This window comes from Pseudomonas sp. S32 (assembly GCF_016648095.1).
In the GTDB taxonomy this organism is placed as follows: Bacteria; Pseudomonadota; Gammaproteobacteria; order Pseudomonadales; family Pseudomonadaceae; genus Aquipseudomonas; species Aquipseudomonas parafulva.
Genome location: NZ_JACVVF010000021.1, coordinates 42,208 through 66,312 on the forward strand (window position 1 = coordinate 42,208; position 24,105 = coordinate 66,312).

Below are 24,105 nucleotides of genomic sequence, written 5' to 3' on the forward strand. Positions count from 1 at the left end.
CACTCCGGGGGCGACAAGAGTATAGTCATGCCTTTCTATTCCGAAGAACGTAAAGCCGCACTGCTGAAAATGATGCTTCCACCACTGAACCTATCGGCGGCGGAGGTCGCCGAACGCGAGGGCTGCAGCGATATGTCTCTCCATTATTGGCGCAAGCAGGCTGCGGGCCAGAGGAACGCAATTGTCCGATACCAAGCAACCCGCTGAGAGTTGTTCAGCCGAAGCCAAGATGGCGGCCATCATGGAAACTGCAGCGCTTTCGGAGCTAGAAATCGGCGAATATTGCCGGCGAAAAGGCATTTTTCCTGAGCAGATAACCGATTGGCGTAATGCATTTATCGCCAGCAGCACAAAGCAGTCGACTGCTAAAAATGTGAGTGCGGGTCAGTCTCGAGCGGACAAAAATCGTATCCGTGAGCTGGAGCGGGAACTGCGTCGCAAGGATGCGGCGTTGGCTGAAGCCGCGGCCTTGCTGGTGCTGCGAAAAAAGCTCAATGCTTATTGGGACACGATCCTGGAAAGATCCGAGCAATTGAGGTTAAGGCCGGAGGAGCAAAGCGCTCTAAAAAGCAAATCTCCAAGGATGATGCCATGGCAAAATATGGCGGCGAGCTTATAGGAAAAAACGCCCCAAAAGGTGACGAATTCAAAGGCAACATAAAGATCCCAAACTAGGTAAGAAAGTAAACTTGAACATAAATTACGACGACGTCCATTGGCACTACAATAATAGCTTCCCAAAAGAACTGGGCGCTGACCACGCAAGAACTCATATAGCGATATTCCTAGGCTGGGCAATATCACGGGGACTAGAAGGTGAAACATTGAAATCGACATACCCCGAAAAATTAGAGAATTTTCGAAAAGGCGTAATCAATTCCAAAGTTATTCTATCGGATTGCTGCGACGACAAGATAACCAATGACGATCTATCCGACCTAGGAAATTCCTTCGCCTCAGCCTACTACGAGTCCATGTACCTTGATGACTACGTGGACCGCTCAGATGACGACCTCCCAAGCATTTACTACGAGCCATATACCGACAAAAAAATAGATGAAATCTGCAAACTACTAGACAACCGCTATCAAGAATGGCATGCCGGCAAAAGGTTCACACGATGAAGGGAAGCTCGACCGAACTATGCCAAGCACACATCGAGACATCCCCCTCAAATCGCCTGTAGGCCCTCATAACAAATTGGCACCCTGTAATTCAGCAAAGCCCGCACAAGGCATCAACCCCGCAGAGGGTGGGCACCTGAAAAATGATGTAAAAATGCGCACATTGCTCTTCCACATAAGACGGCATGAGCAAGCGAGACTTTGCATTACAAACAATTAGAAAAAAGAAATACACGTGACAGATTGGAACCCCTGGACACCTCACGCCAATCCAAACATGAGGAAACTACTGACTTGCTTGCGTTCAAGCACTGTGGGTTGTTACGTTGTAGTGGTCCATCAGGTACTGGCTAATGTCTCGTTGGGCTTGCTGCCCGGTCAGGTAGCCCGTGGTCGGTATCCACTCTGACTTCAAGCTGCGAAAGATTCGCTCCATCGGCGCGTTATCCCAGCAGTTGCCTCGGCGGCTCATGCTCTGGCGCATGCGATAGCACCATAGTCTCTGGCGGAATTGACGGCTGCCATACTGCGCCCCCTGGTCGGAATGGAATAGTAGCCCTTGAGGCTTACCGCGTTGTTCGTAAGCCACGTCCAGCGCTCTGACCACGAGGTCTGCGTCCGGCTTTTCTGGTAAGGCCCAGCCCCACCACTCGGCGTGCATAGAGATCCAAGACAATTGCCAGGTAGTGCCATTTGCTCTGCGCCCAAACGTAAGTGATGTCGCCACACCAGACCTGATTTGGCGCTTCGACATCAAACGCCCGGTTCAAAATATTCGGAATGTCTGGCCGCTCCACCGTCGCTTTCTTTTACGCATGCGACCCTGGCAGCTTGCTGACCAGTTCTGGCTCCGCCTGGGCGCGCTTCCACCAGTAACGGCTCACAGGCCCATTCCCGCTGATCCGGATCATCTTGCGGCCAAAGGTAGACGCACCCGGAAGTAAAGAATAATTTCTATATGGAAACTATTCCCATTTATTTTTTGGCTCGCTATCCTTCTTAGGTCCAAATCTCACCTGGCATGCACGGATCACGCGGCGGCAATGAACTGGAATCGAATAGACCTGCGCTGGGCGTATACAGACTTGCTGTTGAGTCTGGGCCGCCGCACAGGTTGCATCCAGCTGGCCCAGGATGTGTTGCACGACGCGTTCATCCGCTACCTGCTGGCTGACCGGCAGACGCATATCGAGCAACCCAATGCTTATTTACGGCGGGTTGCCCAGTCTGTACTGATTGATCATTTTCGCCATACCGCCCGCTTCTGTTCATTGGACGAGCCAGAGGGTTTGGCCGTGGCCGGCGAATCGCTTAGCGAGCATTTCACACCCTCTCCAGAACATCTGCTAGACATGCGCCAGCGCCTGGAAGCCCTGCAACGCATTATCGACCACCTGCCGCCGCGTTGCCGCGAGGTGTTCTGGCTAGCGCGTATCGAAGGGCACAAGCGGGTGGACATCGCACGCATTCTAGGGGTCAGCGTGACTGCCGTAGAAAAACATCTTGTTCGCGCGCTCCTGGATTTGCGCGATGCCAAAGAGATGCTCACGCCATGAGCTCGGTGCGTGAACAAGCGGCCAGCTGGTTCACCCGGGTGTTGCATGCCCCTGAAGACCATCCCGATCAGGAACAGCTGCGTTCGTGGCTGGCAGAAAACCCGCTGCACGCCCGGGAATACCAAGCATTCTGCGAGTTGTGGGGCGACTTCACGTCTACGGCCAATACCCTGGCGCTGGCCCAAGCAATGGCCCGACGCCAGGGTCGTCGTACTTTCATTCGCCGAGGTTTACTGGGACTGGTTGGCGTACTAGGTATCGGACTGGCATGGCGATATCGCACGCCATTGGCGTTCGAAGCTCAATATGCTACCGGTATTGGCGAGCGCCGCCGCGTCGGGTTACCAGATGGGAGCGAGCTCTACCTTGCAGCAGATACTCGTCTGCACGTGCGCTTTGATCGAGAGCAGCGGCAGGTCTACCTATTGCAGGGGCAGGTCATACTCGATGTTGCACACGAGCAGAGCCGAGTGCTTCGAGTTGATGTCGGCCTGGCTCGGGTAATCGTTTTGGGCACGCGGTTCGCAGTGACGCGCGACCCGCTCGAAATGCGCGTCAGTGTAGCGCGTGGTTCGGTGAGGGTGGAAAATGATGAAGGCAGTTTGGTCCTGGTCGCCGGCGATGTTGCCAGAAGCGTTAGCCACGCAGCGCCTCAGCAACTTGCCTTTGCCGCCAGCAATGCGTTCGCGTTCGAGCAAGGGCGTTTGATACTCGACCAAGCCGGCTTGGAGGAAATCGCTATCAGCCTGTCGCGCTATCACCGGCAACCCATACGCGTGCTTCCAGGAAAAGGCAATCCATCGGTCAATGCCGTCGTGCAGCTGGATGATGTGGAAGGTTTCGTTCAGGCGCTACCGGCCATTGCGCCGATTGAGGTCATTAGCAGGTCCGGTATCACCTATCTACGGGCCCGTTGAACTGCTGAGATTTTTTCATCGCGTAGGTTGGGGTTTTGCCCAGGCGGCCCGTCAGTAGGTAACTCCACCTCGCATGAGACCTTCCATGCCTTCCCCGAGCGCTATCAAACCTATTGCTCTGGCTATTGCCTTGAGCGCTTCCAGCCAATTATGGGCTGCACCGATCAATCTCGACTTACCAAGCCAGCCGCTGGCCACGTCGTTGCGTCAACTTGCGGAAGCAGCGCACCTGACGTTAGCGGTAGACCACAGTGTGGTCCTTGATCGTCAAGCACCTGCTGTACATGGACAACTCGAACCTTCCGCCGCGCTCGCTCAGTTACTTCAGAACAGCGGCCTCACCTCTAGCCAACAAGGCAATACGCTGGTTGTCACACGCCGGCAGAGCGGCACACTTGAACTGGGGGTCACTGATATCAATGGCGCAGCGTTAACTGCCACTACCGAAGGCAGCGGCGCCTACACAACCGGCGGGGTCACCATAAGCAAAGGCCAGCACTCGCTCCGTGAAACACCGCAGTCGGTTACGGTCATGACGCGGCAATTCATGGACGATCAGAACCTCAATACCATCGAAGAGGTGATGAAAAAGACTCCCGGCATCACCGTGTATGACTCGCCCATGGGTGGCAAGTATTTTTACTCCCGTGGCTTCCAGATGCTCGGTCAATACCAGTACGACGGCGTGCCTTTGGACTTGGGCAACAACTACGTTCAGGCCGACAGTTTCAGCAGCGACATGGCCCTCTATGACCGTGTGGAAGTGCAGCGCGGCGCCGCCGGGATGATGAAGGGATCGGGCGGTACCGTAGGCGCTGTGAACTTTGTGCGCAAGCGCGGCACCACCACGCCGCACACTCAGCTCACGCTGTCTGCCGGCAGTTGGGATAACTACCGAGGCCAGCTCGATACGGGCGGCCCGCTGAACGAAAGCGGCACGCTGCGCAGTCGTGCGGTGGTTGCCAAGCAAGACCGCCAGTACTTCTACGATCAGGGGGCACGTCAGGACCAAGTGTTCTACGGAGCGCTGGATTATGACTTCACGCCTGACACCACATTAGGCGTAGGCGTGGCATACGAAGATGTCGACGCCACCCCATGCTGGCATGGTCTGCCGCGCTATAACGACGGCAGCAACTCGAAACTCAGCCGTTCAACTTGCCTGGGCGCGGTCTGGAACGATTGGCAAAGCCACCGAACTACGGTTTTCACTGATCTTGCGCATCAGTTCAATGACGACTGGGCGTTGAAGGTCGCAGGTGTCTACAGCAAAAACAGTCAGGACATCAAGTACGCATTCTCCGAAGGCACGCTTACCCCAGGCGCGACCCCAGCCATGCGCATGTACTCGGGTTTGTTCGACTACGATCAAGTGGACTATGGGTTTGATGCGTATGTCGATGGTCACTTTGACGCGCTGGGGCAACGACATGAATTGATCGTAGGTGCCAACGCCAGCCGCTCGCGCAAGGACGACAGCTACCTGCTGATCAGGTTGCCACAGACCCAGAATCCTTTTTCGCCCAACCCGTACATTCCCGAGCCAGCGGATAGCGATTACGCGTCGAATTCATACAGCGGCGGGCCGGTGGATTCCACCACCCGACAGTACGGCGCGTACTCCACCCTGCGCTTAAAATTGGCCGATCCACTAACAGTGGTGTTGGGTACACGTGTGAGCTGGTACACGTCAGAAAGCGACTCCTATACCGTGGCATGGGATTACGCCGAGCACAGTAAAAGCACTGAAAGCGGTGAGGTCACGCCCTTCGCCGGCCTGCTTTACGATCTTGGTGACAATCTGACCGCCTACGCCAGTTACTCCGATATCTTCACTCCGCAAGGACAATTCCGAGCCGAAGGCGGCGCATCGCTGAAACCCATGGTAGGAGAATCGTATGAGCTTGGTATCAAAGGCGAATGGCTGCAGGGCCGCCTGAATACGTCGTTCAACCTGTTCCGCACCGTACAGAAGGATCAAGCACAGACCGACTACAGCTCAAGCTGCGCCTCGCCCGACGGTTACTGCTACGTAAATGCTGGCAAAGTACGGGCGCAGGGTTTCGAAGCAGAGGTCAGCGGTGAAGTCATCGACCGATTGCAGTTGCTGGCCGGCTACACCTACACGCAAACCAAGACGCTTGACAACATCAATGCTGCCAACGAAGGCGCGGTCTTCAACAGCTATGTACCGCGTCATTTGCTGCGGGTATGGGGCAATTACGAACTCAGCGGGGCGCTTGACCGTTTCAGTGTCGGTGCGGGTGTGGAGGCGCAAAGCGACAACTACCGCCTGAACAACTCCGGCACGATCAAGAACACGCAGTCTGGCTACGCCGTGTGGAATGGGCGTATTGGCTACCGCATCGACGACACCTGGTCCTTGGCGCTCAATGCTAACAACCTGTTCGACCGTCACTACTACCAAAGTATCGGCAGAGAGGGCTTCGGCAACTATTACGGCGACCCCCGTAACTTCATGCTGACAGTGAAAGCGGACCTATAGTGCAGCTGAGCGTTCAATCAGCGTCATGGTTTCGTAGTGGGGGCGCGCGCGCCCCTTATCTACACGTCGGAGGGGCGCGTTACAGCGTGCTACTGGCCAAGCCTGCTAGAAAACTGGCCCACAACATCCACAACCCGCTTGGCCCCATCCTGGATCTCGATGATCACGTTACCTGTCTGGTCCGCCAAAGCCATACCTTCCTCGGCCTGCCGCTTGCTGGTGTCGATGATTGCCACTGCGGCCTGAGCCAATTGCTCGTTCTGCTGGACCACCCGGGCGATTTCCTCGGTAGCCGTGCTGGTGCGTGACGCCAGCTGGCGTACCTCATCGGCCACCACGGCAAAACCACGGCCCTGCTCGCCTGCACGGGCTGCTTCGATGGCAGCGTTCAGTGCCAGCAGGTTGGTCTGCCCAGCGATATCGCTGATGGTCTTGATGATCGAGCCGATCACCCGCGACTGCGTGTCCAGCGCTTGGATACCTTCGGCGGCCTGTTGCATGGATGCCTCAAGCCCTCGCATCACACTGACGGACTGGGTGACCACGTCGGTGGCCCTGCGCGCGCTGTCGTCGGTATCGCGCGAGGTGTTGTAGGCCACATCCGCAGCACTGGCCACTGCCTGCTCCTGGTTGACCTGGTCGGTGATCACAGTGGCGAACTTCACCACCTTGTACAGCTCATCGTGGGCATTGAAGATGGGGTTGTAGGACGCCTCCAGCCAGATCACCCGCCCGTGGGCATCGATGCGCTTGAAGCGCTCGGCAATGTACTCGCCACGGCGCAGCTTGTCCCAGAACGCCTGGTAGGCCGTGGAGTTGGCTTCTTCAGGTTCGCAGAAGATGCGGTGATGCTTGCCGCGAATTTGGTCCAGGCGGTACCCCACCGCAGACAGAAAGCGGTCGTTGGCCGTGAGGATGTTGCCGTCGAGGTCGAACTCGATCACCGCCGTAGAACGCATCAGTGCCTTGATCAGGCTCTCATGCTCGCGGGAGGTGACGATGGTGCGGGTAAGGTCGCTTGAATGCAGTGAGAAATACTTGATGCGCCCATCGATGCCTTTCACGGGCTGCAGGATTGAACGCAGCCAGGCTTCCTGACCATCGCCACGCAGAAGGCGTACCGCACCGTGAAGGTGCTCGCCACGGCTGATGGCGGTCTTCAGCCGCTTGTAGAAATCCAGCGACTTGACGTGGGTGGGCACGATGTCTTCGATATTGCGCCCCAGCAACTGGTCGGCACGGTAGAGCATTTCGCTCTCGAAGTTGCCGTTGACCATTTCAATTCGCCCGTTAGGGTCGAGCTGCAGGACCAGCATCTCGCTGTCGAGGCTGCTCTTGATCTGCTCGACCGTCATGAGGTCTTCCCGCAGCTGACGAATTTCTTGCTTGAGCTTGTTGTTGAACATCACCGCTCTCCTGGAGCGTAAGGGCGAATACCCCTTTAATCGGCGGGCGCGGCAGGGTCTTGAGCGTCAGGCCAGCAATATTTCATAAAAATGAAGTGGCACAAAACAGGCGTCATCTTTACGTCATGTTCACGTCACATTGGCGCAACCCTGCCGGCGGAAACTTTCTTCATGAACACACCCGCCCTGCATATCGTCCTGGTCAGCGAAACCTTCCCACCCGAGATCAACGGCGTGGCCAACACCCTTGGCCGCCTTAGCGAGGGGCTGTGCCAGCGGGGCCACAAGGTGACGGTAGTGCGCCCCCGGCAGGCCGGTGACGGGGCGGCAGAGAGCGACCCCGCAGTGGTGCTGTGCAGGGGCTGGGCGCTACCTGGCTACCCTGGGCTGCAATGGGGCGAGGTGTCGATGCACAGGCTGTTGCGCCGCTGGCGCCGAGAACGCCCGGATGTGCTGTACATCGCCACCGAGGGGCCGCTGGGGCTCAGTGCCCTGCGCGCCGCCAGGCGCCTGGGGGTCGCGGTGGTCAGCGGGTTTCATACCAACTTCCCGCAGTACTCGGGCCAGTATGGCCTGGGCCTGCTGGCACGCCTGCTCACCCATTACCTGCGCTGGTTCCACCGGCGCACCGCGGTTACTCTGGTCCCTAGCCTCAGCCAGCGCCTGGAGCTGGAGCGCCGCGGGTTCGAGCGCCTGGCATTGCTGGCGCGCGGGGTGGATGCCGGCCTGTTTCACCCCGCCCGGCGCAACCAGGCCCTGCGCGCCGGCTGGGGGTTGGGCCCGGAAGACATCGCCGTGCTGCATGTGGGCCGGCTGGCAGTGGAAAAGAACCTGGGCCTGCTGGCGCCAAGCATGCACGCCTTGCAGCAGGCGCACCCCCAATGCCGTCTACGCCTGATCGTGGTGGGGGATGGGCCGCAGCGCGCTGCGCTGCAGCAGCAAATGCCTGATGCCATATTCTGCGGTGCCCAGCGCGGCGAAGCGCTGGCCGAGCACTACGCCAGTGGCGACCTGTTCCTGTTCCCCAGCCTGACCGAAACCTTTGGCAATGTGGTACTCGAAGCCATGGCCTCAGGCCTGGCTGTGGTCGCTTACGACGAGGCCGCCGCCGCCCAGCATATCCGCCACGGTCACAGCGGGGCGCTGGCCATGCCAGGTGACCAGGCAGCGTTCATGGATGCTGCCTGCTGGTTACTCGAAGAAGAAGAAACCCTGCGCCGCGTGCGCCTCAATGCCCGCCAGCATGCCAGCCACCAGGGCTGGCCGGCCATCGTCGAGCAGTTCGAAAGCTACCTGCACAGCGCTTGCCAGCAACAAGGCAGCCTACCCGCATGCGCCCACCGGGTTGGCGGCAGCTTGCTGGCCATACGCCGTGCAAACAGCGCCCCTCATACCGTCCACAACCACCCGGCAATCAGCCCAACGCTTTCTCGATCGCCTGCACCACTGCCGGGTCATCCGGCGCCGTGCGCGGCGAAAAGCGCGCCAGTACCCGCCCGTCCTTGCCCACCAGAAACTTCTCGAAATTCCAGGTGATATCACCCGGGAACTCGGCCCCCTCGCCCGCCAACAGCCGATACAGCGCATGGCGCTGCGGCCCGTTGACTTCCAGTTTGGCACCCAGCGGGAAGTTCACCCCGTAGTTAAGGCTGCAGAAGTCCTGAATGTCCTTGTCAGTGCCCGGCTCCTGCCCGGCAAACTGGTTGCACGGCAGGCCAAGTACGTTGAAACCGCGGTCACGGTAATCCTGGTAGAGATTCTCCAACGCTTTGTACTGAGGCGTCAGGCCACATTTGGAGGCGACGTTGACCACCAGCACCACTTGGCCTTTGAAAGGCGCCAGGGGCAGCTCACCGCCGTTCAGCGCGTTCAACTTCAGGTCGTGAAATGCACTCATGATGAAACCCCCTCTCAGGATGCCGACAACCCCGCAGGCAAATTGCGCCCACTAAAAAGGCGCTCGTCCAAACCGCCCGCTTCCCTTGGGAAGGCCGAACGGTTTGCCCGAGCGCCTGGCGACTCTCTGAGCTTAGCGCAGAAAATCAGTGGTGATGGCCACCTTCACCATGGATGTGACGGTGGGCAACTTCTTCCTCGGTGGCGTCACGCACTTCGACGACCTTGACCTGGAAGTTCAGGCGCTGGCCAGCCAGTGGGTGGTTGCCATCAACGGTGACGTCATCGCCGTCGATGTCGCGGATGGTGACGATCTGCATCTGGCCATCGGGCGCAGAAGCGTGGAACTGCATGCCCACTTCCAGCTGGTCAACGCCTTCGAACATGCTGCGGTTCAGGGTGCTTACCAGCTCGGCGAGGTACTCGCCGTAGGCGTCTTCCGGCTCGATGGCGACGTTCAGCTCGTCACCGGCCTGCTTGCCTTCCAGGGCCTTTTCCAGGCCTGGGATGATGTTGCCGGCACCGTGCAGGTAAACCAGCGGCGCGCCACCGGCGGAGCTGTCGATGGTCTCCCCGGCGTCGTTGGTCAGGGTATAGTCGATGGAGACTGCCTTGTTGGCGGCGATCAGCATGGGGCAAGACCTTTTGCAAAAGAATGTAGAACGGGCAAGTGTAACCAAGCCATCGCCCGAATGCGAACGCCCTGCAGACGAGCAACGGTCCACCAGTCGGATCATTGCGCTGCATCAGCACCCGGCATTGATGTGCAACGGGTGCGCACCGGCAACCGATAGCGCTACCCTTGACCGTTGATTCATTGCACCGCTTATCTTGAGAAGCACGCATGCAGACTTTTTTCATAGCGCCAACCGACTTCGGCGTCGGCCTTACCTCCATCAGCCTGGGCCTGATCCGCACCCTGGAGCGCGCCGGGTTGAAGGTCGGGTTCTTCAAACCGATCGCCCAGCCGCACCCAGGCGACACGGGCCCGGAGAGGTCCACCGAGCTGGTTGCCCGCACCCATGGCATCAAGCCCCCCACGCCCATGAGCCTGGGGCAGGTGGAGCGCATGCTGGGCGATGGCCAGCTGGACGAATTGCTTGAAGGCATCATTACCCTGTATCGGCAAGCCTGTGTCGGTAACGACGTGGTGGTGGTCGAAGGCATGGTGCCTACCCGTCATGCCAGCTACGCCGCGCGGGTGAACCTGCACCTGGCCAAAAGCCTGGACGCCGAGGTGATTCTGGTGTCAGCCGCCGAGCATGAAGTGCTCAGCGAGCTGTCTGGCCGGGTCGAGCTGCAGGCTCAGCTGTTCGGAGGCCCAAGGGACCCGAAAGTGCTCGGTGTCATCCTCAACAAGGTACGCACCGATGAAAGCATGGCGGCGTTCTCTACCCGCCTTCGCGAGCACTCGCCACTGTTGCGTGGCGACGACTTCCGCCTGCTGGGGTGCATCCCTTACCAGCCCGAACTGAACGCCCCGCGTACCCGCGACGTGGCTGACCTGCTGGGTGCCCAGGTTCTCAACGCCGGCGACTACGAACAACGGCGCATGAGCAAGATCATCATCTGCGCGCGTACCGTGGCCAACACCGTGCCGCTGCTCACGCCGGGTACGCTGGTGGTCACACCCGGCGACCGCGACGACATCATCCTGGCCGTCAGCCTCGCCGCCATCAACGGCGTGCCTCTGGCCGGGTTGCTGCTGACCAGCGACAGCAAGCCGGACGCTCGCATTCTGGGCCTGTGCCGGGGCGCGCTGCAGGCCGGGCTGCCGATCCTGTCGGTGAGCACCGGCTCCTACGACACCGCCAACCGCCTCAATTCGCTGAACCGGGAAATCCCGGTGGACGACCGCGAACGGGCCGAATTCATCACCGACTTCGTTGCCAGCCACCTCGACGCAGCCTGGCTGCACCAGCGTTGCGGCACCCCTCGGGAGCTGCGTCTGTCGCCAGCGGTGTTCCGCTACCAGTTGATCCAGCGGGCGCAACAGGCCAACAAGCGGATCGTGCTGCCCGAGGGCGCCGAGCCGTTGCTGGTACAGGCGGCGGCTATCTGCCAGGCCCGTGGTATCGCCCGCTGCGTGCTGCTGGCCAAGCCCGACGAGGTGGAGGCCGTGGCACGCGCCCAGGGCATCACCTTGCCCGATGGCCTGGAAGTGCTGGACCCGGAGCTGATCCGTGGCCGTTACGTGGAACCCATGGTGGCGCTGCGCAACAGCAAGAACCTCAACGCGCCAATGGCGGAACAGCAGCTTGAAGACCCGGTGGTCATCGGCACCATGATGCTGGCCCTTGGCGAAGTGGATGGCCTGGTCTCTGGCCTGGTGCACTCCACCGCCAACACCATTCGCCCGGCCCTGCAACTGATCAAGACGGCCCCGGGTGCCAGCCTGGTTTCCTCGGTGTTCTTCATGCTGTTCCCCGAGCAGGTGCTGGTGTACGGCGATTGCGTGATGAACCCACACCCCAGCGCGGCGGAGCTGGCAGAGATCGCCCGGCAGAGTGCAGCATCGGCCCAGTCGTTTGGCATTGCGCCGCGGGTGGCGATGATCAGCTATTCAAGCGACTCGGCCAGTGATGAAGAAGTGGACAAGGTGCGTGAAGCCACACGCATTGCCCAGGACGCGGCCAGAGAACTGTTGATTGATGGGCCGTTGCAATACGACGCTGCGGTCAACCCGGCGATTGCCCGGGACCTGGCACCGGGCAGCCAGGTAGCTGGGCGGGCGACGGTGTTCGTATTCCCAGATCTGAACACCGGCAACACCACCCACAAGGCTGTGCAACGCAGCACCGACGGTGTGAGCCTGGGGCCAATGTTGCAAGGGTTGCGCAAGCCGGTGAATGACCTGCCGCGTGGCGCGCAGGTTGACGATATTGTGCATACCATCGCGTTGACGGCCATACAGGCCAGTGAGGTGGGCTGAGGCGGTTGGGGCCGCTTTGCGGCCCATCGCAAGCTCATGGAGCTGCACGTAGCAAGCTGATCTGACAGGACCTGTGGGAGCGGCTTTAGCCGCGAACACCGGCGGAGCCGGTGCCATGCTCCGCGCTGGATGCTTCGCGGGTAAATCGGATCGCCGCACCGCCGCTCCCACAAGGGACCGCGCCTTGCTTGCCGACTTCAACTTGCCGGGCGACAGCGCAGCCCCTTACTGCCTAACAGCATCAAGGGTACTGCTGTACCTGGCCTTGTTGCTGGTCGTACTGCTGACCGGGGATTGGCTTGAGGTTCACTTCCACACGGCGGTTCTGCGCGCGGCCATTGGCATCGGCGTTGCTGGCAATCGGCTGGTCCGGGCCCATACCACGCACCGACACCCGCGAAGCATCGACGCCCTGCGAAGTCAGGTAGGTACTGACCGCCTGCGCACGGCGCTGGGACAGGTCCATGTTGTGCTGGCGGCTACCGGTGCTGTCAGTGAAGCCGACCACTTCGATGGTGTTCTGGTTGAATTGCTTGAACGAGCCTGCCAGGTTGTTCAGCGGCGCATAGAAGCTTGGGGAAATGTTGGCCGAATCGGTGGCGAAGGTAATGTTGCCCGGCATGATCAGCTTGATCTGGTCACCCTGGCGCTGAACTTCCACCCCGGTGTTGGCCATTTTCTCGCGCAGTTCGGCTTCCTGCTTGTCTGCGTAATAGCCATAGCCGGCAGCTGCGGCGCCAATGGCGGCGGCGCCGATCAGTGCGCCCTTGCCACGGTGGTTATGGTCGATGGCAGCACCGGCAACGGCACCTGCCAGCGCACCCAGGCCACCGTACTTGGCGGTCTTGCTCATGCCACCAGAGCCTTGCCCCTGGTTCTCGTAGGGGTTCTGGCCAGCACAGCCGGCCATCATGGCAGCGGCAGTTCCGACGATAATCAGGCGACGCATGTTGAACATGGGCAAGCTCCTACTGTAAGTCGTGAAGGCGGTAGATCTGAAACGGCTCTATGCCAGGGTTGGAGTGCCCCGGTAAAGGAAAATTCCATGAAGGAGTCTTCATCACGGCAGGAACAGTTTGAACAACCCGCCGCCCAGCTCGCCCCCGTTGGAGATCTCGATCCGCCCCTGCACCCCGTTGCTTTCATGCAAGGCGGCAATGCGTGCAGCAAAGTAAAGGCCCAGCCCCGTGCTGCCACTGTTGGAATCGATGCCCTGGATGTACTCCTGCTGCCGGTCGATCATGCGCTGTGGGTAGCCCGGGCCGTCATCGTTCACGCAGATGGCCAACTGGTTGTCCGCTTCCTCGATGGTAATCAACAGCGCCTGCTCGGCGAAGCGCGTGGCGTTGGTGATCACGTTGGCGATTACCGATGCCACCAGCTCGCGGTCGAAGAAGCCCAGCGGGTTATCGGTGTCGATGCGCCAGCTTGCCTGAATGGCATTGTGCTGCAGCACCTCCTCGTGAGCCGCCAGCTGGGCTTCGATGAAGTCGTCCAGCTCGTGGTAGTCGGGGCACACAGGCAGCTGGTTGACGCCCAGCTTATAAAGCCCCAGCAGTTGCACGAGCATGCCATTGAGGTGACGGAACTCGTGCTCCATCACGCCCTGCTCCACGCCGCCACGCAGTTCCTCGGGCAGGCGCTGTACCCACTGGCTGTGGGACTGGATCAGCGCGGAGAGCGAATTTTTCAGGTCGTGCACGGTGGAGGCGATCACCGTGGAAAAATCCAGCCCCTGATTGTCTTGATTCATGCGCCGAACACCCGGGTATGCAGTTTGCGGTAGCGGTCATAGCGGTTATCGCTGGCAGGAATGCCGGCCACGCTGGTCAAGGCGTCACGGCATTCCTGCATGATCGCAGGCTGAGGATTTTCACCGCCGATGCGCAGCAGCGCCTGGGCGGTATTGAGGGCGATGCTGATGTTTTTGGGCTGCAGGCCCAGTGCCTTGCGGAACATCTGCAACGCCTCGCCAAGCTGACCTCCCTGGTAACTGCGCACGCCCTGACGGTTGAGCGTGACGGCTTCGGTAATGGCGTTGAGCACGCTTGGGTCGTCGGTCAGCTTGCCCACTTTTTCCATGACCTTGGGGTCGTCGCCATAACTCTCCACACAGTTCCTGAGCACCACGGTGGCCGCTGCATCCTGACCCATGGCCTGCAACTGCCGGGCAACCGTGAGGGCAGCATCCACCGAGAAGAACTGGTTCATCTTTTCCAGACGCAACACCGCCTGCTCCGTCAGCTTGGCAGCGGTTTCAGGGTCACCGGCCTGCTGCAGGCTGGCGGCCTTCATCATCCGCGCTCGAACCTGCAAACCCTGGTCTTCAGGGTTTTCCTTGGCCACTTCACTGAGGGTGGTGTTGATCTCGACACGGGTACGGGCATCCAGACCGAACCCGGCGTTGCGGCTCATCAGTGCCTGGGCCAGGCCCAGGTTGTTCTCGGCGTCTTTGTAACGCGAGCTTTGCCCCTGGGTGACGGCGTGGCGGAAGGCCTTGGAAGCGCTGTCGAAGTCTTCGTTGGCCAGTGCCAGCTTGCCCAGCGTCGCCTGGCGCCTTACAGACAGCGGTGACAGGCGCACGGCCTCTTCCAGCAGGCCCTGGGCGCGTTTGGTTTCGCCCTGGGCTACCAGCACTTCGGCAATGCCGTCGTACAGGGCTGGCATGATGGGGAACGCCTTGAGCGCTTGTTCATACACCGCTTGCGCCTGGGCATTCTGCCCACGCTTGTGCATCAGGCTGCCCAATGCGGCGTACACCCAGGGCTGGGGGCGGCTGGCCAGGATGGCCTTGAGAAACTTCTCCAGCTCTTCGAACCGGTTGAGGTTGCGTAACGCATCGGCCCGGTAGCGCAGGCATAGCGGCGCCAGGCGCGGGTCTTTTTTGCACAGCTCTGCGCAGGCCGCCAGCACCTCACCAGGGCGATTGCGGTCCAGTGCCTGGAGGATGGGCTTGAGCAAGGTCTTGCGCTGGTACAGTTTCTCGACCCGCTGGGCCAGGCCAACCCGGTTAAAGGGCTTGGTCAGGTAGGCGTCCGGCTCATGCTCGATGGCGCTGAGCACAATGGCCTGGCTGCTTTCGGCCGTCACCATGATGAACACGCATTCATGGCTGATGTGCTTGTCGATGATCAGGTCTTCAAGCACCTGCTGGCCGTTCTTCTTGCCATCGCCCAGGTGAAAATCCTGCAGGATGAAGTCGTAGCGCTTCTGTGCGCACATCCGCAATGCCTGCTCGCCACTGTCGGCGGTATCGACGTCCCGCACGCCCAGCTCGCGCAACATGGAGCGGGTCGAGGTGCGGAAGTCGGTGAAGTCGTCGACGATCAGAAAGCTCTTTTGCCCGAACTGCAGCATCAACACGACCTGCCTTGGAATAATGGGAAAAACCGCGCGAGGCGATGCCACCGATCGCTGTATCGGCAGCTGCTCGGAAAAGATGAAAGCGGGCAGCTGCGTTCCTGCAGGCTGGCCCCAAGCCAGCATTTTAGCGAGCAGCCGCCCGCTGGGCCAGCGTCACGCCAGCAAGCCGAGGGATTTTGCCCTGGCCACGGCCTGGGTACGGCGCTCCACACCCAGCTTGCTGTTGATATGGCTGGCGTGGGTTTTGACGGTGTGCAGCGAAATGAACAAGCGCTCGCTGATCTGTTGGTTAGACCAGCCTTGAGCGATCAGCTCGAGCACCGCCAGCTCGCGGCCGCTCAAGGCCTCCATGCCAGGGGCGCCGGTACTGGCAACTTTTGGCAGGCGCTGCAGCAGTTCGCCCTGGACCGGGCAGCTGGCATGCCCCTGCAACTGCTCGGCCAGCCACTGCGGGTGCTGTTCGAGCAGTACCTGAAAAGGCTGCAGTACCCCGCCACGGGCAGCTTCCAGCAAACCCGGCAGCCATTGCGCGGCCTTGCCGGCCTGGCCAGTACCCAACAACAGCGCCAGCAACTGCGCCAGCGCACTGACCGTGAGCATCATGCCGCCACAGCGCTGGCCGCGAGCGACCAGCGCCTCCAGGCGCTGCGCGGCCTCCTCACAGCGCGCACGGCTGCGGTCCAGCCATGCCTGCTGCAACGCCACATGGCACGGCAACAAGGGGTGGAACTCGGGGGCCAGGGCCGGTTGTTCCCCCCCATAGGTCTGGCCCAGGCGCTGCAGCCAGGACTCGGCCAGGTCTGTGCGCCCTTGTGCCAGCCATAGCTCGCATTTCACCAAGGTGATCATGGCCAGGTAGTACACAGGCGGCACGTCCCAGATATGCATCAGGCGCTCTGCTTCGGCCAGTTCGGTAAACGCTTCGGCAAAATGCCCTTCACGCCCGTCGAGGGTGGCAATTACGCAATGGCCGATGAGCACGCTGATGTCGCGGCAGGCGCGGGCTTCACCGAGGCCCGCGCGCAAGCGGGCACGGCCCTGCACGGGGTTCAGGCGCGACACCTGCAGGTAGCCGTCGTACAGGGTCAAACGTGCGCGAATGGCATACAGGCGTTGTGCCGAAAGCCCTTGCAGGCGCTGCAGGCCCTGGCGCACTTCATCGAGCGCACGCAGCACCTCGCCACGGGCGTGCAGCACGCGCGCGCGGTCGTAATGGGCCAATGCTTCGAACAACGGGTTGCCGACCCGCTGGGCCAGCTCGAGCGCTTCGCGGTTCCAGCCGCGGGCACGCCAGAAGTCACCCTCGGCAATGGCCAGGTTGGACAAGGTGGACAGGCATACCAGGCGCTGGCCGTAACGCTTGCAAGGCAGGCTGTGCAGCGCTTCGCTGCAGTAAGCCAGGGTTCGCTCGCGATCACCGCGGCCCCGGGCGATCACGCCACTGAGTGCCAGCCATTGCGCCAGCATGGATTTCTGCGCGCTGGCAGAGGGCGCGGGCAGAAAGCGGCTGAGGTAGCCGGCCAGTTCCTCGGCCGCGTCCAGCTGGCAGGCAAGGCCCAGTGCCCAGCTGTACAGCACGATCAACCGAGGGGTACTGATCAGCAGGCTGTCGGGCAGGTCCATCTTCCAGCGCAACAGCATGCCGACGTTCTGTTCGGCCAGCAGTTGTTCTTCTGAAAGGCTTTGCACAAGGTCGGCCGCCACATCCAGGTGCCCGCCGCGCAGCGCCTGCTCTACGGCTTCGTCCAGCAAACCCTGGGCCTGGAACCAACGGCAGGCGCGCAGGTGCCGGCCAGCCAGCGGCTCGCTTTGCTGACGGCTGCGCAACAGGTCGGAAAACAGGTGGTGATAGCGGAACCAGCGGCCGTGTTCGTCCAGGGGCACCAGAAATACCTGGTGCGCTTGCAGAAAACCCAGGATGGCGGCGCTGTCATTCCGTACCCGTAGTGCATCGCACAGGGGCGCGCAGAACCGTTCCTGGCAAGCAGTTTCATCGAGAAAGGCCTGCACGTCGGCAGGCAGCATGTCGATGACCTCTTCGAGCAGATAGTCACGGATCAGCCCTTCCCCGCCATGCAGTGCCTGGGGCAAGGCCTGGTCGTCAGCCGACTCACTGGCAGCCAGTTGCCAGAAGCGCAGGCCCGCCACCCAGCCATCACTGCGCTGGATCAGGTTGTCCAGTGCCTGGCCGCGCAGGCTGGTGGGCTTGCGGCCGATAACCGCCAGGGCTTCATCCACGGTCAGGCGCAGGTCTTGTTCGCTCAACTCGGCCAATTGCCGTGACAGGCGCAGGCGAGCCAGGTGCCAGTCAGGCCGCTGTCGGCTGGTGACCAGCAGCACCAGGCCAGCAGGCAGGTGGTTGAGGAAGAACTGCAGGCAACCATCGAGCACAGGGCCCTGGGCCAGATGGTAGTCATCCAGCACCAGCAGCAATGGCGTATCAGCCTGGAAATACAGCGCCAGCTCATCGACCAGGCCATCGAGCCATTGCTCGAAGGCGAACGGCTGATGACGCTGGCGCATCTTCAACAAACCCATGGCCTGCCCGCCCACGGCCGGGCAGTGTTGTTGCAGGCCCTCGAGCAGGCGTTCGAGGAAGCGACCCGGGTCGGCATCACGCGGGCTCAAGCCCAGCCACAGGCTACGCCAATGGGCCGGTAGCGCCTCGCAGAACTCGATAGCGAGGCAGCTTTTGCCAAACCCCGCAGGTGCACTGACCAGCAGCAAGCGCCCACCCAGCCCCGCGTGCAAGCGTTGGCACAGGCGCTGGCGAGCGACATGGCCATCGGGCAAGGGTGGCCGGAAGAAACGCCCGTCCAGCAAGCCCATGGCCTGGCTGGCGAATCCGTTCGTACGGGACAGGTCTGACATGGCCGGCTCGTTCTGGTTGGAAGAATACGGCGATAGCGGTGTTTGCGAGACTAGCGGTTAACGTCGCGCATTTGAAGGCAAAGCGGGGCGAATGCTGGGGAAAAGACTACGACAAAAAGCAACAACGGCGATGGACAGAGGCTAAGGCGGGGGTTTGGAGGGGTATTCAGCGGGTTTATTGGGAAGGCTGGGGGCGCTTTGCGCCCCATCGCGAGCTGTGCTCGCTCCTACATCGCCCGTGTGACGCCGGATTAACGGATGCCGGACTGGCGCAGTGCTGCAGGCTGGAAGTCTGCTTTGCTGGCGGTGAAGCCGAAGTCGTATGCACGCTTCTCTTCGTTCTTCATGCCCAAGGCCAGGTACCTGCCCGATTGCAGGTCGTAGATGGCCTCCAGGGTGATCCACGGCACCTCCACGTTGTAGTACGGCTGGGCGTGGGCCTCGGACACGCGCCACAGCTGGCCGCGGCCGTCGTACTGGTCGATCACGGCGGCCTGCCAAGTGTCTTCGTCGATGTAGAAGTCACGCTTGGCATAAATGTGCCGCTGGCCAGGCTTGAGGGTGGCAACCACATGCCACACCCGTCGCAACTCGTAACGGGCGAGGTCCTGGTTGATGTGCCCGGCCTTGACGATATCGGTGTACTTCAGCTTGGGGTCATCGAGCTTGAAGGCGTTGGAGGCAATGTAGAGCTCCTTCTTGCCCTCGAGCTTCCAGTCGTAGCGGTCCGGGGCACCGTTGTACATGTCGAGGTTATCCGAGGTGCGCAGGCCATCGGCCGCGGTGCCCGGCCCGTCGTACGACACCTGCGGTGCCTGACGTACGCGGCGTTGCCCGGCGTTATAGATCCAGGCCTTGCGCGGCTCCTTCACCTGGTCGAGGGTTTCGTGTACCAGCAACACGGTGCCTGCCAGGCGCGCCGGGGCCGTCACTTCCTGTTTGAAGTAGAACAGGATGTTGCCCGGGTTGTTCGGGTCGTAATCCTTCATCCGGTCGCGGAACACGAACTGGTCAGAGAAATACACGGGGCTGAAGGAGCCGTTCTGCTGCGGCGTAGCCTGGATCACCTGCCGGCTGACGCTGCCGCCACGGTAGCGGGTGATGTGGTTCCAGATCACCTCCAACCCGGTTTTCGGGATGGGGAACGGCACTGCCGTGCGGAAGTTGTTCAGCCCGTTGCCGCCCTCAGCCAAAGTGGCTTTGGTGGCGTTTTCCTTGATGGCTGCGAACACATCAGCGGGGACGGTCGCCCCCCGATGGGTTTTGAAAACCGGGATTCTGTAGGTGTCCGGGTAACGCTTGAACATGGCCAACTGGCCGGGTGAGAGCTTGTCCTTGTACTGGTCGGCATTCTGCGCAGTGATGGTGAACAGGGGTTTTTCGCTGCCGTAAGGGTCGGCAAGGAAACCTTTGCCGTCGACGCTGCCGGCGGTTTTGGCCAGCGGCTGCCAGGGGCCGATGGAGCCATCGGCATTGCCGGCTTTTTCCGCACCCATTGGCGTCAGCGTGCTGCCCAGCTTCGCCGCCTCATCCGCAGACACCGCTGCCATCACGCTGGTCGCCAGCAGGGACAGGCCCAGCACACCGGCTTGCAGCAGACTTCTGGTCTTGTTCATGTCATGTCGTCCTGGATCTGTTTGCTTAGAAGTTCACGCCGAAGCTGAGGGCGACGAAGTCGCGATCATCCACGGTGGTGTACTTGCCGTCGAAGAAGTTGGTGTACGAGAGGCTGGCGGTGTAGGTGTTCTGGTACTCGGCGTCCAGCCCCAGGCTGACTGCCTTGCGGCCTTCCTCGAAGTTGCCGCCCGGGCCTGGCGAGTAACCGGACACATCATGGGACCAGGCCACGCTGGGCTTGAGGTTGACCCCGGCGAACACGTCCGGGTAATCCCAGATCACGCGGGCGCGGTAACCCCAGGAAGTGCTGGTGGTGTAGCCGTCGTTTTCACACTTGCGGTTCAGGTTGGCCGTGGAGCTGCCCGGCCCGGCACCGGCGATGGTGCTGGCGTTGAGTGCCTGGCAGGTATTGGCGCCACCGGTAGAAGGCAGCGGGCCTGGGCCGTAAACCGGGTCGCGGCCATAGCGGGTGTCGTAGGCGCTTTCCAGGCCACCGACGTGGGTCACGCCCACCTCACCCACCACGGTCATGCGGCTGGCGCCCATCACCTGGTCGAAGAAGTGCGTGAGGGTAGTCTGGAACTGGGTGACTTCCTTGCGGCGATAGCCATGCAGGTCCTGGCCCGGGGTGCCGGTAAGCAGCGAAGCATTACTGAGTGCGCCGCCCAGCGGGCGTACACCGGCAAACAGAATATCGGTGGTGTTCAACTGCACCGGTGCGTTGGGGCGGTAGCTGAGTTCACCACTCCACGCTGTACCGGTGGGCAGTGTGGTGGAGAAGCTCAGGCCATACAGGCGGATGTCTTCGGGGTATTCCACGAAGTACTGCGAGTTGCCGGCAACGATCAGCGGCGCCAGGGCGCGCAATTGCGCGGGCAGGGTCGGGATGGCGGCGAACACCGAGGGGGATGCGCCGGTGGCGCTGAAGATCGGCGCACGGCTGTGGTAGTTCATGAAGTAGGCACCGAACTCGGTGTCCAGCGGTTCGAACATGTAGCGCATGGCCACACCGAACTGCCCGCTGTCACGGGCATCGCGGTCGCCGCCCCGGCGCACCATCACCCCTTCCTCGTTGATGTTCACACCCCGTGTGGCCAGGAACTGGCGGGCTGCTGCCGGCACTGTGCGACTGCTGTTGAGCACGCGCAGGTTATTGTTGCAGCCGTCGGCAATGATGTCTGGCTGGGAGAAGAAGGTGCCGCAGTTGTCGACAACCGTCTGGTCCCACTCAAGCTGGTAGAACGCCTCGGCTGACAGGTTGTCGGTGAGGCTCTGGGAGATATAGAACATGTTGACCGGGATCAGGCCTTCCTTGATCTCGGCCCCGGGCCGGCGAAACGCCGACACGTCGATGGGGTTGATGGCGTTGATACCGCTGCCGATGAAGGTGCTTTCGCCCCAGCTCACCACTTGCTTGCCCAGGCGCACCGAGCCCGGTTGGTCGCCGATGGAGTAGTTGTGGTAGACAAAGGCGTCGAGCAGTTCGGCACCGGACGACTTGGCGCCCTCCTTGCGGTTGGAATCACTGATGTCCTTGAACTGGCGGTGCTCGTCCTTGAGTTCAAAGTCGTACCAGTACTTGCCGCGCACAAAGATGCCGGTGTCGCCGTACTTGAGCTCCAGGTCGTGAATACCCTTGAAGATCTTGGAGAAGGTTTCGCCCTTCTTGAAGTTCAGGTGGCCATCGTCAGAGGTTTGCGACAGGCCCTTGCCGCCGTTGTTGACCCCGATGAGGTTGCGGTTGGGGTTGGCGGTCGACCAGCTGGCGCCTATGGAGAGCGACGAGTCGAACTGGCCTTCGATTTCACCAATGTTGAAGCTGACTGCGAATGCTGGGCCGGCGAGCGTGGAAGCAAGGCTGACGGCCATGGGCAACCTGGCCCTGCGCCAGAACGGGTTTGCAGATTTCATCGACGCTACTCCATGTACTTTTTTGTTATGGCAGTGAGTCCCTTCAGGAATGGCCTGAACGACCGGCATGCAAGCGTGCGCCTGCGTACCCTCCCCTCCCGAAAAGCCCCTGACCCCGACTATAGCCAGCAAGGCACAGGCGCTTGATCCCTCTAAAGTGTGATTTGCGCTCCATGCCGCCAACCCGCTGGTGTTTGCTCCGCGTGCAGGCTGGCAGTGCTCAAGGATGGCGCATTTGCGCCGTTTGGCAAGGCGCCAGGCGCTCTGCCACGCGGGTTACCCCCGGGCAGATTGCCGCAGGCACCCCGGTTACCGCCCCGTTACAAGGTGGAAAGAAACGCACTGTTGCTGGCTTGCCACTGGACGATGTCCTGGCGGATACGTTTCTTGTCGAGTTTGCCGACACTGGTCTTGGGAATTTCAGTAACAACGGCGATCTGGCTTGGAATGGCCCACTTGTTGATCTGCCCTTGCTCCACGAACGGCTTCAAATGGTCTTTGAGTGCCTTGGCATCGACCGCCTGCCCTTCCCTGAGTACCAGCAGGGCGAATGGCCGTTCCCCCCACTGTGGGTCGGCCACCCCGACCACCGCGACCTCGCGAACCGCCGTGTGCCGGCTGATCAGGTCTTCGAGGTCCAGCGAAGATACCCACTCGCCGCCCGTCTTGATCACATCCTTGATGCGGTCGCGGATATCGATGAAACCCATGCTGTCGAGGGTGGCGACGTCACCCGTGTGCAGCCAGCCGCCTTGCCACAGGGCCTCGCTCTTCTCGGGTTCGTTCAGGTAGCCCTGGGTCAGCCAGGGTGCGCGCAGTACCAGCTCCCCCTGGGTTTCGCCATCGGCAGGCAGGAACTTGCCTTCACCGTCGACAATGGCAGCTTCCACCAAGGGCACCGGCACGCCGGCCTTGATGCGGTAGCTGACCCGTTCATCTTCGCTGCCGGCACGCAGTTCATCGTTGAGGTGGGCCGCAGAAATCAGCGGGCAGGTTTCGGACATGCCATACGCCGCCGTGAGCTGTATGCCGCGGGCCAGGGCAGCCTCGTACAACGAGCGGTTCAAGGCACTGCCGCCAATGATGATCTTCCAGCCACCAAAGTGCTGCCCCTGGGCGCTTGGACAGTTCAGCAGCATCTGCAAGATGGTAGGCACGCAGTGAGAGAACGTGACCCGTTCTTCACGCCACAGCCTGACCAGCATTTCTGGCTCGTAGCGGCCGGGGTACACCTGCTTCATGCCCAGCATGGTGGCGGCATAAGGGATGCCCCAGGCATGCACATGGAACATGGGGGTTATCGGCATGTACACGTCATCGCTGCCGATCAGGCGCACGCTGTCGATACTGCCGGTCACCGACGTTTCGGCCAGCGTGTGCAGCACCAGTTGCCGGTGGGTGAAATACACCCCCTTGGGGTTGCCCGTGGTACCGGTGGTGTAGAACGTGGTGGCCACCGAGTTTTCGTCGAAATCAGGAAAGTCGTAGTGCGGGCTGGCAGCGGCCAGCAGTTGTTCATATTCGCCCTCCATGCTCGGCAACGTGGCTTGGCTGGCCGCATCGTCGGTCAGCAGTACCGTGCGCTCGACCGTGGTCAATTGGCCGGCAATGGACTGGTAGAGGCCTGCAAAATCACTGTTGACCAACACCAGGCGGTCTTCGGCGTGGTTCATGGTGTAGAGGATCTGCTCGGGCGACAGGCGCACGTTGATGGTGTGCACCACCGCCCCGATCATGGGAATGGCGAACATGCACTCCAGGTAACGGTGGCTGTCCCAGTCCATCACCGCCACGGTATCACCGGCCTTCACGCCGGCGGCGGTCAGCACGTTGGCCAGCCGTGCAATACGTTCGTTGAGCTGCGGGTAGGTCAGGCGCAGGGTGTCCCGGTAGACGATTTCGCGGGTTTTCTCGTAGCGGCTTGCAGACATCAGCAGGCGCTTGATCAGCAGCGGGTACGCATAGGCGCCCTCGGCGGGCTTGATGATGCGGGTCTGCAACATAAA

Annotated in this window: 15 protein-coding genes and 5 pseudogenes; 8 read left to right on the top strand and 12 right to left on the bottom strand. The window is 61.0% G+C overall.

Features of this window, described 5'->3' with window-relative positions; all coding sequences use genetic code 11:
- Window positions 1–27: 27 nt before the first annotated feature.
- Window positions 28–490: pseudogene (locus IAE38_RS23895) on the top strand (IS3 family transposase); the annotation flags it as partial.
- A gap of 199 nt (window positions 491–689) precedes the next feature.
- Window positions 690–1,124 carry a DUF7832 domain-containing protein gene (locus IAE38_RS24315; RefSeq protein ID WP_442968291.1) on the top strand — a complete coding sequence of 145 codons (435 nt, stop codon included), beginning with the start codon at window positions 690–692 and terminating at the stop codon, window positions 1,122–1,124.
- Between the two features lie 325 nt (window positions 1,125–1,449).
- Here the strand turns inward: IAE38_RS24315 and IAE38_RS13520 are convergent.
- Window positions 1,450–1,969: pseudogene (locus IAE38_RS13520) on the bottom strand (IS3 family transposase); the annotation flags it as partial.
- A gap of 198 nt (window positions 1,970–2,167) precedes the next feature.
- Between IAE38_RS13520 and IAE38_RS13525 the strand changes: the two are divergent.
- The 3 genes from IAE38_RS13525 (at window position 2,168) to IAE38_RS13535 (ending at window position 6,103) form a co-directional block, all read left to right on the top strand.
- A complete protein-coding gene (locus IAE38_RS13525; protein WP_201217989.1) occupies window positions 2,168–2,680 on the top strand; it encodes a sigma-70 family RNA polymerase sigma factor in 513 nt (170 codons plus the stop codon).
- Complete coding sequence (locus IAE38_RS13530; RefSeq protein WP_201217991.1) at window positions 2,677–3,597, top strand: FecR family protein; 921 nt, start codon at window positions 2,677–2,679, stop codon at window positions 3,595–3,597. Before IAE38_RS13525 ends, IAE38_RS13530 begins: the two co-directional genes overlap by 4 nt.
- An 85-nt stretch (window positions 3,598–3,682) precedes the next feature.
- Window positions 3,683–6,103: a TonB-dependent siderophore receptor gene (locus tag IAE38_RS13535; protein ID WP_201217993.1), complete on the top strand. Its 2,421-nt coding sequence runs from the start codon at window positions 3,683–3,685 to the stop codon at window positions 6,101–6,103.
- An 89-nt stretch (window positions 6,104–6,192) separates the two neighbouring features.
- On the opposite strand, the gene IAE38_RS24320 is transcribed toward IAE38_RS13535, so the two are convergent.
- Window positions 6,193–6,624, bottom strand: coding sequence for a methyl-accepting chemotaxis protein (locus tag IAE38_RS24320; RefSeq protein ID WP_442968292.1), 432 nt, complete (start codon window positions 6,622–6,624; stop codon window positions 6,193–6,195).
- Window positions 6,625–6,732: 108 nt separating this feature from the next.
- Window positions 6,733–7,509: pseudogene (locus IAE38_RS24325) on the bottom strand (PAS domain-containing protein); the annotation flags it as partial.
- Window positions 7,510–7,680: 171 nt separating this feature from the next.
- Between IAE38_RS24325 and IAE38_RS13545 the strand changes: the two are divergent.
- Window positions 7,681–8,832: pseudogene (locus tag IAE38_RS13545) on the top strand (glycosyltransferase family 4 protein); the annotation flags it as partial.
- A gap of 91 nt (window positions 8,833–8,923) precedes the next feature.
- Here the strand turns inward: IAE38_RS13545 and IAE38_RS13550 are convergent.
- Window positions 8,924–9,406 carry a glutathione peroxidase gene (locus IAE38_RS13550; protein ID WP_082428410.1) on the bottom strand — a complete coding sequence of 161 codons (483 nt, stop codon included), beginning with the start codon at window positions 9,404–9,406 and terminating at the stop codon, window positions 8,924–8,926.
- Between the two features lie 145 nt (window positions 9,407–9,551).
- Window positions 9,552–10,037 (bottom strand): FKBP-type peptidyl-prolyl cis-trans isomerase, encoded by a 486-nt coding sequence (locus IAE38_RS13555; protein WP_201163752.1) that lies wholly within the window; start codon window positions 10,035–10,037, stop codon window positions 9,552–9,554.
- Between IAE38_RS13555 and IAE38_RS23900 the strand changes: the two are divergent.
- A pseudogene (locus IAE38_RS23900) lies at window positions 10,036–10,155 on the top strand (DUF3565 domain-containing protein); the annotation flags it as partial. The gene IAE38_RS13555 and the pseudogene IAE38_RS23900 sit on opposite strands and share 2 nt — an antisense overlap.
- A 94-nt stretch (window positions 10,156–10,249) precedes the next feature.
- Window positions 10,250–12,337, top strand: coding sequence for a phosphate acetyltransferase (gene pta / locus IAE38_RS13560; RefSeq protein WP_201217996.1), 2,088 nt, complete (start codon window positions 10,250–10,252; stop codon window positions 12,335–12,337).
- A 241-nt stretch (window positions 12,338–12,578) separates the two neighbouring features.
- Here the strand turns inward: pta and IAE38_RS13565 are convergent, their stop codons facing one another.
- The 7 genes from IAE38_RS13565 to IAE38_RS13595 form a co-directional block, all read right to left on the bottom strand.
- Window positions 12,579–13,295: an OmpA family protein gene (locus tag IAE38_RS13565; protein WP_028631652.1), complete on the bottom strand. Its 717-nt coding sequence runs from the start codon at window positions 13,293–13,295 to the stop codon at window positions 12,579–12,581.
- Window positions 13,296–13,397: 102 nt separating this feature from the next.
- Window positions 13,398–14,090 carry a sensor histidine kinase gene (locus IAE38_RS13570; RefSeq protein WP_028631653.1) on the bottom strand — a complete coding sequence of 231 codons (693 nt, stop codon included), beginning with the start codon at window positions 14,088–14,090 and terminating at the stop codon, window positions 13,398–13,400.
- The gene (locus IAE38_RS13575) at window positions 14,087–15,694 is read right to left on the bottom strand and encodes a response regulator (protein WP_201163750.1); all 1,608 of its coding nucleotides are present in this window, start codon (window positions 15,692–15,694) and stop codon (window positions 14,087–14,089) included. Before IAE38_RS13575 ends, IAE38_RS13570 begins: the two co-directional genes overlap by 4 nt.
- A 159-nt stretch (window positions 15,695–15,853) precedes the next feature.
- The gene (locus IAE38_RS13580; protein ID WP_201217997.1) at window positions 15,854–18,571 is read right to left on the bottom strand and encodes a LuxR C-terminal-related transcriptional regulator; all 2,718 of its coding nucleotides are present in this window, start codon (window positions 18,569–18,571) and stop codon (window positions 15,854–15,856) included.
- A 251-nt stretch (window positions 18,572–18,822) separates the two neighbouring features.
- Entirely contained in the window at window positions 18,823–20,187 is a 1,365-nt protein-coding gene (locus IAE38_RS13585) for a DUF1329 domain-containing protein (protein ID WP_028631656.1), read from the bottom strand.
- 25 nt (window positions 20,188–20,212) lie between these two features.
- Window positions 20,213–22,099 carry a DUF1302 domain-containing protein gene (locus IAE38_RS13590; protein ID WP_028631657.1) on the bottom strand — a complete coding sequence of 629 codons (1,887 nt, stop codon included), beginning with the start codon at window positions 22,097–22,099 and terminating at the stop codon, window positions 20,213–20,215.
- 320 nt (window positions 22,100–22,419) lie between these two features.
- A complete protein-coding gene (locus IAE38_RS13595) occupies window positions 22,420–24,102 on the bottom strand; it encodes a fatty acid--CoA ligase (RefSeq protein ID WP_201163746.1) in 1,683 nt (560 codons plus the stop codon).
- Window positions 24,103–24,105: the final 3 nt, after the last annotated feature.